Genomic DNA, 15,454 nt, shown 5'->3' with positions numbered 1-15,454 from the left:
AGGAACCGTATGCAGAACACCCAACTCCTCGGCATTCTCTGGTGCGCCCTGGCCTCGCTGGCCAGCGCCGGCGCCACCTATTTGATCAAGATTTCCGGCACCGCTGGAGAAGGTCTGTCGCTGGCGCGCCTGATGTGGCTGGGCGCCGCCTGCGCCAGCTACGGCCTGGGCTTCGTGGCTTATGCGCTGGCGCTGCACCGCCTGCAGATCAGCATCGCCTATCCCGTCATGACCGCCATCACCATCGCCGTGGTGGCGCTGATTGGCTACTTCGCGCTGCAAGAACCGCTCGGCGCCTCGCGCCTGGCCGGCATCATCCTGGTGGCGCTGGGCGCCTTCCTGGTCGCCCGTTAATGCGGCTGGCCGGCGCACCGCTCTCGCTGCGTGCCTTCGCCGCGCTGCTGGCGCTGGTGCTGCTGGCGTGCGCGCTGGCCAAGCGTCCCAGCACGGCGGGCGACTTCGAAGAGTATGCGCTGATGACGATCGCCATCGCCAGCCATGGCAGTCCCGACATCCGTCCCGCCGATATTGATACCCTGCAGCGCCTGGCGCCGCCGGGCTATTTCGAAACGCGCCTGGCGACGCTGCGCGAAGGCATGGCGGGCGGCGCGCAGGTACCGCTGGCGGGCTTCCATCGCGGCCGCGATGGCGCGACCTACGCCATCCATTTCTTCGCCTTCCCGGCGCTGGCCGCGCTACCCTATGCCGCGCTGGAAGCGCTGGGCGCCAATCCGCTCAAGTGCTTCCAGCTGGTGAACACGGCGGCCATCTTCGTGCTGGGCCTGGCCCTGTTCCGCTTCTTCGGCAGCGCCGCCCGCGCCAGCACCGCGCTGCTGCTGTTCCTGCTGTGCGGCGGCCTGCTGTACTGGAACTGGGCCAATCCCGAGATCCTGAGCGCCACCACGCTGCTGGCAGCCTTCCTGTATTTCGCCAGCGGCGCCCCGCTGGCGGGCGGCGTGCTGGCGGGCGTAGCGTCGATGCAGAATCCCGGCATCGTCCTGGCGCTGCCGGCGCTGGCGCTGCTGCGGCCGCAGCCGCTGGCCGCGCTGCTGCAACCACGCATGCTGGCCGGCCTGGCGCTTGGCCTGCTGCTGTTCGCGCTCTCGCCCGCCTTCAACCTGCTGAAGTTTGGCACGCCCAGCATCATCGCCGCGATTTCCGCCTCGCCCGCCCTCATGAGCGGCAGCCGCCTGTTCTCGCTGTTCTTCGACCTGAACCAGGGCATGATCGTCGCCATCCCCGGCGTCGCAGCGGCCTTGCTGCTGTGGGGCTGGCGCGGCCAGGCAGCGCTTGGGCTGTTATGCGCCGCCTGCACGCTGCTGCTTGCCCTGCCCGGCCTCACGGTCAGCAACTGGAATTCCGGCGCGGCCGGCGTGATGCGCTACGCCTTCTGGGCCGCCATGCCCTTGCTATTCCTGCTGCTGCACCGCTTGCAGGCGGTTACGCAGTGGCCAGGCAAGGCCATGCTGGCGCTGCTGGCCGTGCAGGCCGGCGCCACCGCGCTCGCCACCACTTACCGCCACACCAGTTTCAGCCCGCAGGCGCGCTGGGTCATGACGCACTTCCCCGCCGCCTATAATCCGGAGCCGGAGATTTTCGCCGAGCGGCTGTCGGGCAACGAAGCCCCGCTTGACCCGGCACGCAGCTACCGCTGGCTGGACCGCAAAACCCTTTACTATGCCAATGGACATTGGACATACAAAAACCATGAATAACAATAAAAGCCATCAAGTAGCCGTCGTCATCCCGAGCTACAAGGTAACACGCCACATCCTCGGCGTGATCGCCGGCATCGGCCCTGAAGTGACCCGCATCTATGTGGTGGACGACAAGTGCCCGGACGGTTCCGGCGCCTTCGTCAAAGCCAACTGCCAGGACGCGCGCGTGGTCGTGATCGAGCACGAACAGAACCAGGGCGTCGGCGGCGCCGTGATGAGCGGCTACCAGGCCGCCATTGCCGATGGCATGGACGTCATCGTCAAGGTCGATGGCGACGGCCAGATGGATGCGACGCTGATCCCCTCCTTCATCGCGCCGATCCTGAACGGCGAAGCCGACTACACCAAGGGCAACCGCTTCTTCGACCTGGAGCAGATCGGCCAGATGCCGCCGGTGCGCCTGTTCGGCAATGCGGTGCTGTCGCTGCTGACCAAGCTGTCGTCCGGCTACTGGAACCTGTTCGACCCGACCAACGGCTACACCGCGCTGCACGTCGATGTGGCGCGCCACCTGCCGTTCAACAAGATCTCCAAGCGCTACTTCTTCGAGACCGACATGCTGTTCCGCCTGAATACCGTCAACGCGGTGGTGGTGGACGTGCCGATGGACGCCAGCTATGGCGATGAAGTGAGCAACCTGAAGATTTCCAAGATCGTCACCGAGTTCGCGCTCAAGCACGTGCGCAATTTCAGCAAGCGTATTTTCTACAACTACTACCTGCGCAATATGTCGCTGGCGTCGCTGGAGCTGCCGCTCGGACTGGGCTTGCTGGTGATGGGCGGCTCGTATGGCCTGTGGCACTGGATCACGTCCGCGCAGGCGGGCGTAGCAACGCCGGCCGGCACCGTGATGCTGTCGGCCTTGCCGGTGCTGATGGGGATGCAGCTGGTGCTGGCTTTCCTCGCGCACGATATCGCGGCCGTACCGCGCCGCCCAATCCACACCGCGCTGGCGCGCCGCCGTCAGCGATGAAGCGTTTGTCCGATTTGCTGACGCCGCAGTTCCTGGTCTATGTACTGGGGGGCGTGCTGAGTGCCGCCGTCGATATCGGCGTGCTGCAGCTGCTGGTGATGCAGGGCATGCCACCGATGGCGGCCACCAGCGCCGGCTTTGCGGCCGGGCTGCTGGTGAATTACGCCTTCCATGCCAAGGTGACGTTCTCCCATATCCACAGCGTGGCAGGCGTGCTGCGCTACCTGACGCTGGTGGCGGCCAATTACGTGCTGACGCTGGCCTGCGTGGCGATTTCGGTGCGCTTGTGCGGAAGTCCGTTGCCAGGCAAGGTGCTGTCGCTGCCTGTCGTCGCCGTCAACGGCTTCCTGCTTGGGAAGTACTGGGTGTTCCGCTAGCGCGCCGCCAGCTCAAGGCGGTTCAGGGCAAGACCCAGTTTGCGCGTATCCCCACCCTGCCCAATGTCCGCCGGCGCAGTCGGTTTCGGCACCTGGATCACCACCGTCCGCACCGTCCCATCCGTCTCGAAATCAAACACCCGGTCCGTCGGCTTCGGCGGCAGGCGGAAGCTGGTGCGGCTCCCGCCCGCCACCAGCGTGAAGTCCGCATCCAGGTTCGGCCCGAATGCGTTCGCATTGATCACAATCCGCGCCGCCCTGGGCAGCGGCTGGGCGAAGGTCAGCGTTACCTGCGCCCCATCCGACCAGGCGCCCCAGCTTTCCGATGGCGCCAGGCCTTCCACCGCAGCCAGCACACCACCCGCCAGCGGCTCCCTGAACTCCACGCGCCCCAGGCTACCCGCCAGGCCGGTCGTACGCAGCAAGGCAAAGCCGTCCGCCTTCACCGCCACATCCGCCCCAGCCGGCAGCACATGCTGGCCCACCACCAGGAACCAGCCGTCACGCGCCGGAATCTCGTTCAGCGCCAGCGGAGCGCCCGGTTGCAGCTCGACGAAGCTGGCGCCCGGCGCATCGATATGGAACAAGGCACGCAGCAAACCAGCGCCATCGCCCGCCACAACCACCTTGCCCGCCTCCTCGCGCGACAGCATCTTCTGCACCAGCAGCCCGCCGCGGTCATACGCATCCGGCGTGCGGGCGCGCTCCAGCAGCATGCGCGACACGCGGTCGCTCTGCCAAGCCCACACCGGCAGCGCCACGCACAGCAACAGCACAGCGCCCCAGCGCGGACGCCAGGCCCACACCACCAGCAGCAAAGCCTGCGCCAGCACCGCCCATGGCAGCACCAGCGGATTCTCCAGCACCACTTGCAGCTCCGGACTGTCCACGAAGGAAGTCAGATAACGCGGCTGCAGCGCATGCCACGCGTACAGAACACCGCCCAGCATCAGCCCCGCCACCACCACGCGCAGCACGCTACTGCCGCGCCCGTGTCCCATGGGGCCAGACCCCATGGTGGGACACGGGCGCGGCTGTAGGGGGGCCAGGGCTGCGATCCACAGCAGGGGGAAGACGAAGTTGTAATAGCGCATGTGCAGACGCCAGGCTTCGCTCTCGCCGAACTTGGCGATGGAGGCGGTGAACAGCACCGTCACACCCAGTGCGGCGCCCAGCGCCAGCACGGACCATACTTGCAGCGCGCGCAGTTCGGCGCCGCCTTGCTGGCGCGCCTGGCGGCCGGCCAGTTGGGCGGCGATGGCGGCCAGCGGCAGGCCATACAACAGCGCCAGCGCCATCAGGTGGCCGCGCAGGCTGCCCAGCGCTGGCTCCAGCAGGCGCATGATCGACGCATTGCCCTTGCTCTGGTTGGCGTGGTCGCCATAGAAGCTGCCCAGCAACTGCATGCCCTCCGGCCCGGCCAGCATATAGCCCAGCGCCGCCTTGGTGGCCAGCGCCACCACCAGCAGCGCGGGCGCCATGCGGGCGAAGCGCAGCAGGCCGCCCGGGCCCCAGCTCACAAACACCATGAAGGCCAGCACCGCCGGCAGCAGGAACAGCGCGTGCACCTTGACCACGGCCAGCACCCCCAGCACGAAGCCGAGCGCCGCGCCATAGGCCAGCGGCGGCCAGGAACGCCAGGCCAGCGCGGCCCAGCTCAATACGCAGAAGCCGAAGAAATACATCGCCTCCGGCATGAAGTAGACGGTATAGCTGTTGATCGGCGCCAGCAGGCAAAGCACCGCCAGCGCGGCAGCCGGCAGCGCGCCGCATACGCGGCGGGCCAGCAAATAAAGGAAGGGGGCAGCGGCCACGAACAGCAGCGCATTCAGGATGCGCGCGCAATCGAGGAAACCGGTACCGCACTGGCTGGTATGGCCGAATAGCGCCAGATAGAGATAGGACGGCAGCGTGCTCTTGGCCAGCGGCTGCAGGCGCGCGGCCTGGCTGTAGTACCACTCGTCGGCGAACACCATCGGGTACACGCCGCTGTTGCGCAGCAGGAGATACACGAAAACGGCCAGGATGGCAGCGGCAAAGCCGTTACGCTGGCGGGAAGTCAGGCCGTGAGTCGAATCCATGGCGAACAACAGTGGGCAAAAGCCCGCATTCTATACGAATTTGCAAGATATACTTGCGGTTTTGCCTGCTGCCGGAGCTTTTGTTGAACGCCGCCAAACCCCGTAATTTCCTGCTAATGCTTGCCCTGCTATTGGGCATGATGATCGCCTTCACGCGTCCCAGCCTGAATGGCGACTCGGTCGAATACACGCTGGCCACGGTGGCGATGGCGCGCCACGCCAGCCCGGATATACGGCTGGACGATATCGCCGTGGCGCGGCGCCTGGCGCCGGAGCGCGAAGAGCCGTACAGCTTTATCGACAACGATATGCGCGCCAATAAGGAGAAGGTGTACGCAGCCTTCGTACGCGGCAAGAACGGCGATGTATTCACCGTGCACTTCTTCGGCTATTCGGCGCTGTCCGTGCTGCCGTACAAAGCGCTGGAAGCAGCCGGGCTGCCGCCGTTCAAATGCTTCCAGGTGGTCAACCTGGCCTTCGTCTTCATCCTCGGCATGGCGCTGTTCCGCTTCTTCGGCAATGCGTTGCAGGCCTGGTTCGGCCTGGCCCTGTTCATGGCGTGCGGCGGCATCCTGTACTGGAACTGGACCAGCCCGGAGTGCCTGAGCGCGGCCGCCCTGCTGGCCGGGCTGCTGCTGTTCACCACTGGCGCGCCGGTATGGGGCGGCCTGCTGGCGGGCATCGCTGCGCAGCAGAACCCGACCATCCTGTTCTTCTTCGGCTTCGCGCCGCTGCTCAAGCTGTGCCTCGACTACCGTGCGGCCGACGGCATGGCCGGCAACCTGCGCCGCGCGCTGGCGCCGCGCCAGCTGCTCGGCCTGGGCCTGGGCATGGCGCTGTTCGCGATCCCGCCGCTGTTCAACCTGTGGCAGTACGGTGTGCCGAACATCATCGTCAAGCTGTTCTCGGACAAGGGCTTCGTCAGCCTGACCCGCCTGTCCTCCTTCTTCTTCGACCTGAACCAGGGCATGTTGCTGGGCGTCCCTGCGGTGGCGGCGGCGCTGCTGCTGTGGGCCTGGCGCCAGGGCGAAGCACGCCGCGGCCTGGCGCTGCTGGCCGTGGCGCTGTTGTTCACGCTGGCGCTGGCGGTACCAGCGCTGGCGGTGCTGAACTGGAACTCCGGCGCGGCCGGCATGATGCGCTATGCCTTCTGGTGCGCGATGCCGCTGCTGTTCGTGTTCCTGTGGGCGGTGCGCACTGCGCCGCGCTGGCGCTTGCTGGCGGGCGGCGTACTGCTGCTGCAGGCCGGCGCCATGGCCAATGCGCACAGCTACCAGTACGTGGAATTCAGCCCGCTGGCGCGCTTCATGCTGGAGCGCTTCCCGGCCTGGTACCACCCGGAGCCGGAAATCTTCGTTGAACGCGCCTACCACCACGACGAGTACTACTATGCCAACCAGGTCTACATGTACCCGACCCAGGGCAAGCCGTTCAAGCACCTGTACAACCGCGCCAACCCGCAGGCCGAGGCGAAACTGTGCGGCCCGAATATGCGCCTGTCGGCGGCCAACCGCTTCACCGAGAGCTACCGCAACTGGCGCTACGTCGATGGTCCGCTGCAGTGCGAGCAGGCCGACCCGAACGAACTGCACCTGGGCGCGCAGCAACTGCGCCTGGCGCAGGCGGCGCAGCTGGAAAGCGGCTGGGGCAATGTGGAATTCGGCGGCGGCGTGTGGGATGGCGCGTGGTCGGTGGGGCGCACCTCGCGCCTGCGCGTGATGCTGCCGGCCACCCTGAAACAGGGCACGCTGACCATCAACGGCCACTATTTCCAGGGCAATGCGCGCACCCGCGTGGTGGTCGGCGGCAAGGACCTGGGCTGGCTGCCCCTGGAGCAGCTGCAGGCGCTGGAACTGCCGGCGGAAGCGCGCAAGGCCGGCAGCGTGCTGGTGGAACTGGAACACGAGGCGCCGCAGCGCCCCGGTCCACAAGACCAGCGCGAACTGGCCTTCTTCCTGAACGAGCTGGTACTGCGTTAATCCGCCATCGCCTGGGCCAGGCGCTGTGCGACCCACAGGTCGCCGCGATGGCTCAGGTGGTTGTTGTCGCGGTATAGCAGCATGCCGTCCGCGACCACGCGGCAGCTCTTGGCATCGCACAGGGCGTCAGCCGCATCGAGCTGGCGCACCGCCGGAAACTCCTTCAGCACACGGTCGACAATAGCGCGGTGCGGCGCCACCGACTTCTCATACTCCTCGCGCGGCACGGCGCATTCACCGCGCGTCTGCGAGCTGGCCACGCCGGCGCGCTTGATGCAGGCGCGCGGGTCGAAGTCCAGGCGCGGCACGTCATTGATCCAGTACACCTTGCGGCCGCTGGCGACAAAGCGCCGTATCGTCTCGCGGAAGGACGCCACGATGGCCTTGCCTTCCTCATTCCCCTCATGCAGCTTGAGCGCGGTAGAGATGATCACCGTCTTCACGCTCGGCGTATTCAGCGCCAGGTCCAGCATCATCGGCGTGGCCTTCTGGTATTCGTCCTCGCTCGGCGCCAGGTCGACGAAAGGCCAGCGCGTGCCCAGCATCCACAGGTTCTCGCCGCGCGCGCGCCAGTGGGCGGTCATGCCGGCCACGTGGTGGTAGGCATGGCTGTCGCCGATCAGCAGCACGGTCGGGTCCTTCTTCACGTCGTCCAGCAGGCAGTATTTGTAGATGGTGTCGAAGCCGTAGCGCGCCTTGCAGGCCTGGGCGTTGGCGGTGTCCTCCACCAGGATCAGGTCCTTTTGCTGCAGGGCGTTGTCGACCACCGCCTGGCGCTGCGGCATGCCGTCGGCGCGGTAAATGGCGGCGCCCACGCCGGCCAGCGCCAGCATGGCCAGCGACAGACCGATGACCTTGGCGCGCCCCCGCGCCGTGCCGCGCAGCGGTTTCTCCAGCAGCCAGTAGGTGGCGGTCGCCAGCGCCAGCGCCGCCGCCACGGCAGTGGCGCGGATCTGCGCCGACGGCACGCCCGATTCGATGATCTGGGCGTAGGACAGCAGCGGCCAATGCCACAGGTAGAGCGGATAGCTCACCAGGCCCACCCACACCATCAGGCGGTTCGACAGCAGGTAGCGGTTCACCAGCGCAGCCGGACCGGCGGCGATCAGCAGCAGCGCGCCGGACGTCGGCAGCAAGGCCCACCAGCCGGGGAAGGCGTGCTTGCGCGTGGTCAGCACCAGGGCGGCAGCCAGCAGGCCCAGGCCAAGCAGGGAGGCGGCGTGGCGCAGTAGCAGCGCGGCGGCATCGCGCTGGCTGGCGCTATGCGGGCGGCTTGCGGCGGCAAAAGGCGCCAGCCTGTTGACCGTGGCGTAAGCCAGGCAAGCGCCCATCAGCAGCTCCCACACGCGGCTGGCCGGCGAATAGAAGGTGGCGCTGGCGAATTTATGCACGCCCCAGATATTCAGTGCGAAGGAGGCGGCGCCCAGCACCACCGCCATGCCCAGCATATTCCAGCGCAGGCGCCAGGCCAGCGCCAGCAGCAGCGGCCAGAAAATGTAAAACTGCTCTTCGATGCCGAGCGACCAGAGATGCAGCAGCGGCTTGGTTTCCGCCGCCGTGTCGAAGTAGCCGACCTCATTCCACAGGAAGAAGTTGGAGACGAATCCGGCGCCGCCAAAGACATGCTTGCCCAGCATCTTGAATTCGTCCGGGAACAGCGCGAACCAGCCGAAAGCCAGCGTACTGGCCAGCATCAGCGACAGCGCGGGGAAGATGCGGCGCACGCGGCGCGCGTAGAAGTCGGCGAAGCTGAAACTGCCCTGCTGCATGCCCTTGATCAGGATACTGCCGATCAGGAAACCGGAAATAATGAAGAAGATATCGACGCCGACAAAGCCGCCCGGCAGTGCCGACGGGAATGCGTGGAACAGGACCACCGACAGCACGGCCACGGCGCGCAGGCCGTCGATGTCGGGACGGTAGGCGGGATGGGCGTCGGGCGCGGCGGCGGGCGTGTCGCGAGTGTCGTTAGCGAGGACGTTTTGTAGTTTCATCGTTGCGCATCAAAAAAGCCCGCCGTAAGGGCGGGCTTTGCGGGAGCATCAGGTTCAGGACTTTGGCAGGCCGCCCAGCAGGGCTGCGATCTTCTGCTTCGGCTTGGCCGGTGCCGGCGGTGCGGCCTTGGCCACGGCGCCATTGGCGCTGCTTGGCTCGTACGGCTTGAGGAACCATGGGTCGACCTTCTCGCGGCGTGGCGGTGGCGCCCCCTCGCGGCTGTAGCCCGGACGCGAGGACGACGACGGACGATCCGCCTGGGTGCGGTCGCGGCGGCGGTCGCCATGGCGCTCATCGCTGCGGAAGCCGCCCGGCACAAAGCCTTCCAGCGTGCCCTTCGGCACCTGCTGCTTGATCAGCTTTTCGATATCGGTCAGCAGGCGTTCATCCTTGTCCGAATAGATCGAGATCGCATCGCCCGAAGCGCCCGCGCGGCCGGTACGGCCAATGCGGTGCACGTAGTCTTCCGCGTTGTACGGCAGGTCGTAATTGATCACGCAAGGCAGGTCGGAAATATCCAGGCCGCGCGCCGCCACGTCGGTGGCCACCAGCACGTCGATCTCGCCCTTCTTGAACGCGTCCAGCGCCTGCATGCGTTCCTGCTGCGTCTTGTCGCCGTGGATGGCGGCGGCCTTCATGCCTTCGGTCACCAGGCCGCGCGCCAGGCGCGACGCACCGATTTTGGTGTTGGAGAACACGATCACCTGTTTCAGCTCGCGCTGGCGCAGGATGTGGGCGACGGCGTCGCGCTTGTGGTCTTCGTTGACCTTGTACACCACCTGGGTCACCTTGTCGGCGGTGGCATTGGAACGCGCCACTTCGATGGTGATCGGATCGGTCAGGAAGCTGGAAGCCAGCTTCTTGATCTCCGGCGAGAAGGTGGCCGAGAACATCAGGTTCTGGCGCTTCTTCGGCAGCAGGTTGATGATGCGCTGCAGGTCCGGCAGGAAGCCCATGTCCAGCATGCGGTCCGCTTCGTCCATGACCAGCATCTGCACCTGGCCTAGCGAGATATTCTTCTGTTCCACGTGGTCCAGCAGGCGGCCCGGGGTCGCGATCACGATCTCCACGCCGCTGCGCAGCTTTTCAGTCTGCGGCTTCATATCCATGCCGCCGAACACCACGGTCGAACGCAGCGGGGTGTGCTTGCAATAGGCCGCCACGTTCTCCGCCACCTGCACCGCCAGCTCGCGGGTCGGCGCCAGCACCAGGGCGCGCACCGGGTGGCGCGCCGGGCTCATCGACGTATTGGCGTGGGCCAGCAAGAGCTGGATAATCGGCAGGGAGAAACTGGCTGTCTTGCCGGTGCCGGTCTGGGCGGCGCCCATCACGTCGCGGCCCTGCAGCAGGATCGGGATCGCTTTCGCCTGGATCGGCGTCGGGTGCACATAACCCTGGTCGGTCAGTGCGCGCAGGATTTCAGGCGCCAGGCCGAAATCGGCGAAACGTACTTGCTCAGGAGTGTTCTCAATGTCTGACATACAATTCTTTAATTAACAGCGGCCAACCTCGCATGATACCCGATATCGGCCGCAAGGCGCTTGAAATGGGGATTTGCGGGGGTAAATTATTGCCGGGCAGGAAGCTATAATGTAACTAAATGAATGCTACCCATGCCCCCGGCTGGCACTTAGGCCGCATTTTAATCGTGCTGCTCCTGCTGGCAGGCAGCCTGCTGGCCGAAGCGGCGGCCCCTTCCCTGCGCTTCCGCAAGCTGGGACCCCTTGGCAATGAAGAGCCGTCAATGTTGTCGCTCCTGCAAGACCGGCGCGGCTTCATGTGGATCGGCACCCAGTCCAACGGCCTGTACCGCTACGACGGCTACCGCGCCAGCAAATACCGCAGCAAGGCGGGCGAACCCAGCAGCCTGCCGCACGACCGGGTGGCGGCTTTGTACGAGGACAGCCACGGCCGCCTGTGGGCCGGCACCCAGGACGGCCTGGCGCGCTTCAATCCCGATACCAACGATTTCACCACCTTCCTGCCGCCCAAGGCGCCAAATAATGGCCGCGTCATCAAGGCCATCGTCTCGGACGGCAAGGACGGCATGTGGCTGGCCACCTGGGGCGGCCTGCAGCATTTCGACCCGGCCAGCGGCAAGTTCGTGCTGCACGTGCATGCAGACGAGCGCGCCTCCAGCCTGGCCGGCAACGACCTGAACGCGCTGGCGGTGGATGCCAAGGGCGGCGTCTGGGCCGCCACCTGGCCCGGCGGGCTGGACTACCTGCCGCCCGGCTCCAGCGAATTCCAGCATTTCCGCGTCGACAAGGGCAAGGACCCGAATGCGCGCGCCAATATCGTGCGCGCCCTGCACTTCGACCGCCAGGGCATGCTGTGGATCGGCACCGAGGAAGGGGTGCTGCGCTGGGACAGCCGCCAGCCCTGGGAAACCCGCCAGCGCATCGCCTCGCCCGACAGCCGCATCACCAGCTTCTACCTCGACCGCGCCGGCACGTTGTGGGCCACCACCCTGTCGGCCGGCCTGCTGCGCTGGGACGGCGAGGCGCAGCGCTTCGACCAGTACAGCCACAACAGCGACGACCCGCACTCGCTGCCCGGCGACAACCTGCGCGCCGTGGTGCAGGACCGCGGCGGCATGCTGTGGATTGCTTCTTATACCGATGGGATCGCCCTGGTCAACCTGAGCAGCGGCGGCTTCAGCCGCCACCTGCCCTACCGCCTGGACGGCAGCCAGGGCCGCGTCAACAACGCCCTGCTCAGCCTGGAAAGCGGGCCGCAGGGCACGGTGTGGGTGGGCGGCAACCTGGGCGTCGGCCAGTTCGACCCCGCGCGCGGCGAAGTGCTGCGCCACTTCAAGGCCGACGGCAAGCCCGGTTCGCTCAGCAACAACATCATCTACAGCCTGTACCAGGAAAGCGGCGGCCCGCTGTGGCTCGGCACGGCCAACGGGCTGAACCGGCTGGACCCGGGCAGCAGCAAATTCCAGGTACTGCGCTTCGGCAATACCGCCAGCGACTTCATCAACTCCATCGCGCCGGGCAAGGATGGCGTGCTGTGGCTCGGCACCGGCAACAGCCTGGTGCGCTACGACACGCGGCGCGCCGACACCACCCTGTTCTACCACGACCCGCACGACCCCAACAGCCGCAGCGTGGGCGGCACCAGCGTGGTGCTGGAAGACCGCAAGGGCCGCGTGTGGATGGGCTCCGAATTCAACGGCGGCGGGCTCGACTTGCTGGACCCGGCCAGCGGCAAGTTCCGCCACTTCCGCGCCGGCGGGCCGGAAGGCATGATCGACGACAACGTGACCGCCCTGCACGAGGACGCCGGCGGCACCCTGTGGATCGGCACCTCGCGCGGCCTGCTGCAGCTGGAAGAACTGGCCGATGGCGGCCTGCGCCTGCGTTCCCATGCGGCCGCCGTGCAGCACCAGAAAACGCTGGCGATCCAGAGCGACGCCAAGGGCAAGATCTGGATCAGCACCCTGAGCGGCCTGTTCCGCCTGAATCCGAGCAACGGTTCGGCCCAGCTGTTCACTGTGGCCGACGGCATGACCGACGGCTATACCACCTGTGCCTCCGCCCCCGGCGCGGACGGCCGGCTGTATTTCGGCGGCGTGCACGGCATGACCAGCGTGCAGCCGGAGCAGGTACGCAGCACCTCGATACCGCCGCAGGTGGCCATCACCGACATCAAGCTGTTCAACCACTCGCTGAGCGAAGGCCGCTTCCGCGACCAGGCCCGGCTGGAAGGCCCGCTGACCGCGCCGACCGGCCTGGTGCTGTCCTCGCAGGCGACCGCCTTCACCATCGAGTTTGCCGCCCTGCACTTCACCGCCCCCGAGCAGAACCGCTACGCCTACCAGCTGGAAGGCTTCGACCCCGACTGGCAGGAAACCGACGCCGAGCGGCGCGTCGCCACCTACACCAACCTCGACCCCGGCCGCTACGTGTTCCGCGTGCGCGCCGCCAACCACCACGGCAGCTGGAGCGAGGAAGCGGCCACGCTGACGGTCACCATCACCCCGCCGTTCTGGCAAACCACCTGGTTCCGCATTGCCGCCGCCGCCGTGGTGCTGGGCGCACTGTGGAGCCTGTACCACTGGCGCATCCGCCGCCTGACCCGCCAGCGCGCCGAGCTGGAACAGCTGGTCACGGCCCGCACCGCCCAGCTCGAGCAATCCAACCGCAAGCTCGAAGCGCTCAGCATGACCGATGGCCTGACCGGCGTCAGCAACCGGCGCGGCTTCGACCTGGCGCTGGAAGCCGAATGGCGGCGCGCCGCGCGCACCGGGCAGCCGCTGGCGCTGTCCATGCTGGATGTCGACTACTTCAAGAAATACAATGACCGCTACGGACACCTGGCCGGCGACGCCACGCTGCGCGCGGTGGCCGAGCTGATCACCTCCCACGGCCGCCGCAGCTCCGACCTGGTGGCGCGCTACGGCGGCGAAGAGTTCGCCCTGCTATCCGCCGCCACCGTGGGCAGCGACGCGATTGGCGTCGCGCAAGCCATCTGCAGCGAGCTGGCACGCCTGAAGATACCGCACGACGCCTCGCCGTTCGGCCACGTCACGATCTCGATTGGCGTCGCCGTACTCGTACCAAACGAGCACAGCCGCCCGGAACAACTGCTGCGCCTGGCCGACGAAGCCCTGTACCGCGCCAAGCAACGCGGCCGCAACCAGGCCCAGCTGGCAATGGATGAAGAATGATGGACCCGCAAGCCAACGCCCCCAAACCCCAGCCCCCGGTCGAACCCCATCCCGACGACTGCTGCCACAGCGGCTGCACCTGGTGCGTCTTCGAGCTCTACCACGAAGACCTCGAGCGCTACCGGAAAGAACTTGCCGCCTGGGAGTCGCGCCACCCGCACACCTGAGCCCGTGTCCACCTTGGGGTCAGGCTCTTTAGTGGACACGAACTCAGGCTTAGATAGCTGCAGGCTGCTTACACTGCTCGGCAGCTTCTGCGCGCGGCCAGGCAAATTCAGCGGTCGAGTCCGTGTCCACGAAAGAGCCTGACCCCAAGGTGGACACGGGCTGGGCTGTCGGAGTTTGTGCGGGACCGAACGGAAAGCGGGTGGGGGCGCGGCTAGCATGGCTCCATGGAACAGCAGAGCCAATCGTGGCTGGATAAGCTTGGGCCGGGCCTGGTGGCGGGCGCGGCGGATGACGATCCCAGCGGCATCGCCACCTATTCGCAGGCTGGGGCGCAGTTCGGCTTCGGCATGCTGTGGCTGGTGCTGTTCACCTATCCGCTCATGGTCGGCATCCAGGAAACCTGCGCGCGTATCGGCCGCACCAGCGGGCGCGGGCTGGCCAGCAATATCCGGCTGTATTTCCCGCCCTGGCTGCTGTATGCGGTGGTCAGCCTGCTGCTGTTGGCCAATACCATCAATATCGCGGCGGACCTGGCGGCCATGGGCGACGCGCTGCGCCTGCTGGCCGGCGGCGAGGGGCGCTGGTATGCGCTGGGCTTCGGCGCGGCGTCGCTGCTGCTGCAGATCTTCATCCCCTACCAGCGCTATGCCCACCTGCTGAAGTGGCTGACGCTGGCGCTGCTGGCCTATGCGGCGACCGTGCTGGTGATCGAGGTGCCGTGGCGCCGCGTGGCGCTGGGCACGCTGCTGCCGCATATCGAGTGGAACAACAGCTTCCTGACCACCATGGTGGCGGTGTTCGGCACCACCATCAGCCCTTACCTGTTCTTCTGGCAGGCTTCGCAGGAGGTGGAGGAGCTGCGCGCCGATCCGCAGGCGGAACCGCTCAAGCGCGCACCGCGCCAGGTGCGCCAGCAGCTGCGCCGCATCAAGCTCGATACGGCCGTCGGCATGGGATTTTCGAACGCTGTGGCATGGTCGATCATGCTGACCACGGCGGTCACCTTGCATGCGCATGGCATCTTCGAGGTCGAGTCTTCGGCGCAGGCGGCGGCGGCGCTGCGGCCTATCGCGGGGGACCTGGCGTTCGCGCTGTTCGGGCTGGGCATCATCGGCACCGGGCTGCTGGCGATCCCGGTGCTGGCCGGGTCGGCGGCCTACGCCATGGCGGGTGCTTTCAAATGGCGCAGCAGCCTGGAACTGGAGCCGCTGGCGGCGCGCAAGTTCTACGCAATTATCGCGGCGGCGACGCTGGCCGGCGTCGGCATCGGTTTCCTGCCGCTCGATCCGATGCGGGCGCTGTACTGGAGCGCGGTGATCAACGGCGTGGTGGCGGTGCCGGTCATGGTGCTGACCATGCTGCTGGCGCTGCGGCGCGGGGTAATGGGCACGGTGACGCTGTCGTGCCGCCTGCGCGTGCTGGGGTGGGCGTGCTGCGTGGTGATGGCGCTGGCGGTGCTGTCGATGTTCGGCAGCATGGTAAGCTAGC

Annotated in this window: 11 protein-coding genes; 8 read left to right on the top strand and 3 right to left on the bottom strand. The window is 66.8% G+C overall.

All coding sequences use genetic code 11. From position 1 onward, the window contains the following. The first annotated feature begins 9 nt into the window (after positions 1-9). From AAHE99_RS08995 to AAHE99_RS08980, 4 genes are read left to right on the top strand one after another with little or no spacing between them, the layout of a single operon-like run. Positions 10-354 carry a DMT family transporter gene (locus AAHE99_RS08995; protein ID WP_342116625.1) on the top strand — a complete coding sequence of 115 codons (345 nt, stop codon included), beginning with the start codon at positions 10-12 and terminating at the stop codon, positions 352-354. Then, complete coding sequence (locus AAHE99_RS08990; RefSeq protein ID WP_342116623.1) at positions 354-1,715, top strand: hypothetical protein; 1,362 nt, start codon at positions 354-356, stop codon at positions 1,713-1,715. Before AAHE99_RS08995 ends, AAHE99_RS08990 begins: the two co-directional genes overlap by 1 nt. Next, positions 1,708-2,691: a glycosyltransferase family 2 protein gene (locus tag AAHE99_RS08985; protein ID WP_342116621.1), complete on the top strand. Its 984-nt coding sequence runs from the start codon at positions 1,708-1,710 to the stop codon at positions 2,689-2,691. The genes AAHE99_RS08990 and AAHE99_RS08985 overlap by 8 nt, the downstream gene beginning before the upstream one ends. Beyond that, a complete protein-coding gene (locus AAHE99_RS08980; protein WP_342116618.1) occupies positions 2,688-3,068 on the top strand; it encodes a GtrA family protein in 381 nt (126 codons plus the stop codon). Before AAHE99_RS08985 ends, AAHE99_RS08980 begins: the two co-directional genes overlap by 4 nt. Here the strand turns inward: AAHE99_RS08980 and AAHE99_RS08975 are convergent. Further along, positions 3,065-5,149, bottom strand: a complete 2,085-nt coding sequence (locus AAHE99_RS08975; RefSeq protein WP_342116616.1) for a DUF7024 domain-containing protein — start codon at positions 5,147-5,149, stop codon at positions 3,065-3,067. The genes AAHE99_RS08980 and AAHE99_RS08975 overlap by 4 nt on opposite strands. An 83-nt stretch (positions 5,150-5,232) precedes the next feature. Here AAHE99_RS08975 and AAHE99_RS08970 point away from each other — a divergent pair, with 83 nt between their 5' ends. After that, on the top strand, positions 5,233-7,128 hold the full coding sequence (locus AAHE99_RS08970) for a hypothetical protein (protein ID WP_342116614.1): 1,896 nt from the start codon (positions 5,233-5,235) through the stop codon (positions 7,126-7,128). On the opposite strand, the gene AAHE99_RS08965 is transcribed toward AAHE99_RS08970, so the two are convergent. Then, on the bottom strand, positions 7,125-9,122 hold the full coding sequence (locus tag AAHE99_RS08965) for an acyltransferase family protein (protein ID WP_342116612.1): 1,998 nt from the start codon (positions 9,120-9,122) through the stop codon (positions 7,125-7,127). The two genes, AAHE99_RS08970 and AAHE99_RS08965, sit on opposite strands and share 4 nt — an antisense overlap. Positions 9,123-9,176: 54 nt before the next feature. Beyond that, a complete protein-coding gene (locus tag AAHE99_RS08960; RefSeq protein WP_342116611.1) occupies positions 9,177-10,604 on the bottom strand; it encodes a DEAD/DEAH box helicase in 1,428 nt (475 codons plus the stop codon). Between the two features lie 167 nt (positions 10,605-10,771). Between AAHE99_RS08960 and AAHE99_RS08955 the strand changes: the two genes are divergently transcribed. The 3 genes from AAHE99_RS08955 to AAHE99_RS08945 all read left to right on the top strand — a co-directional run bounded on the left by AAHE99_RS08955 (position 10,772) and on the right by AAHE99_RS08945 (position 15,453). Then, positions 10,772-13,798, top strand: a complete 3,027-nt coding sequence (locus AAHE99_RS08955) for a diguanylate cyclase (protein WP_342116610.1) — start codon at positions 10,772-10,774, stop codon at positions 13,796-13,798. Next, on the top strand, positions 13,795-13,965 hold the full coding sequence (locus AAHE99_RS08950) for an oxidoreductase-like domain-containing protein (RefSeq protein WP_342116609.1): 171 nt from the start codon (positions 13,795-13,797) through the stop codon (positions 13,963-13,965). Before AAHE99_RS08955 ends, AAHE99_RS08950 begins: the two co-directional genes overlap by 4 nt. Before the next feature lie 225 nt (positions 13,966-14,190). Then, positions 14,191-15,453 carry an NRAMP family divalent metal transporter gene (locus tag AAHE99_RS08945; protein ID WP_342116608.1) on the top strand — a complete coding sequence of 421 codons (1,263 nt, stop codon included), beginning with the start codon at positions 14,191-14,193 and terminating at the stop codon, positions 15,451-15,453. Position 15,454: the final 1 nt, after the last annotated feature.

Origin of the sequence: Pseudoduganella sp. OTU4001, from assembly GCF_038440195.1 — a bacterium.
Taxonomy (GTDB): Bacteria; Pseudomonadota; Gammaproteobacteria; order Burkholderiales; family Burkholderiaceae_D; genus Rugamonas.
This window is presented reverse-complemented; position numbering and strand designations above follow the sequence as displayed.

What these genes read in the sequence shown, in the direction of transcription:
- AAHE99_RS08980 (WP_342116618.1), top strand. Translation starts at nt 2,688, where the DNA reads ATGAAGCGTTTGTCCGATTTGCTGACGCCGCAGTTCCTGGTCTATGTA.
- AAHE99_RS08960 (WP_342116611.1), bottom strand. Translation starts at nt 10,604, where the DNA reads ATGTCAGACATTGAGAACACTCCTGAGCAAGTACGTTTCGCCGATTTC.
- AAHE99_RS08995 (WP_342116625.1), top strand. Translation starts at nt 10, where the DNA reads ATGCAGAACACCCAACTCCTCGGCATTCTCTGGTGCGCCCTGGCCTCG.
- AAHE99_RS08975 (WP_342116616.1), bottom strand. Translation starts at nt 5,149, where the DNA reads ATGGATTCGACTCACGGCCTGACTTCCCGCCAGCGTAACGGCTTTGCC.
- AAHE99_RS08990 (WP_342116623.1), top strand. Translation starts at nt 354, where the DNA reads ATGCGGCTGGCCGGCGCACCGCTCTCGCTGCGTGCCTTCGCCGCGCTG.
- AAHE99_RS08985 (WP_342116621.1), top strand. Translation starts at nt 1,708, where the DNA reads ATGAATAACAATAAAAGCCATCAAGTAGCCGTCGTCATCCCGAGCTAC.
- AAHE99_RS08950 (WP_342116609.1), top strand. Translation starts at nt 13,795, where the DNA reads ATGATGGACCCGCAAGCCAACGCCCCCAAACCCCAGCCCCCGGTCGAA.
- AAHE99_RS08965 (WP_342116612.1), bottom strand. Translation starts at nt 9,122, where the DNA reads ATGAAACTACAAAACGTCCTCGCTAACGACACTCGCGACACGCCCGCC.
- AAHE99_RS08945 (WP_342116608.1), top strand. Translation starts at nt 14,191, where the DNA reads ATGGAACAGCAGAGCCAATCGTGGCTGGATAAGCTTGGGCCGGGCCTG.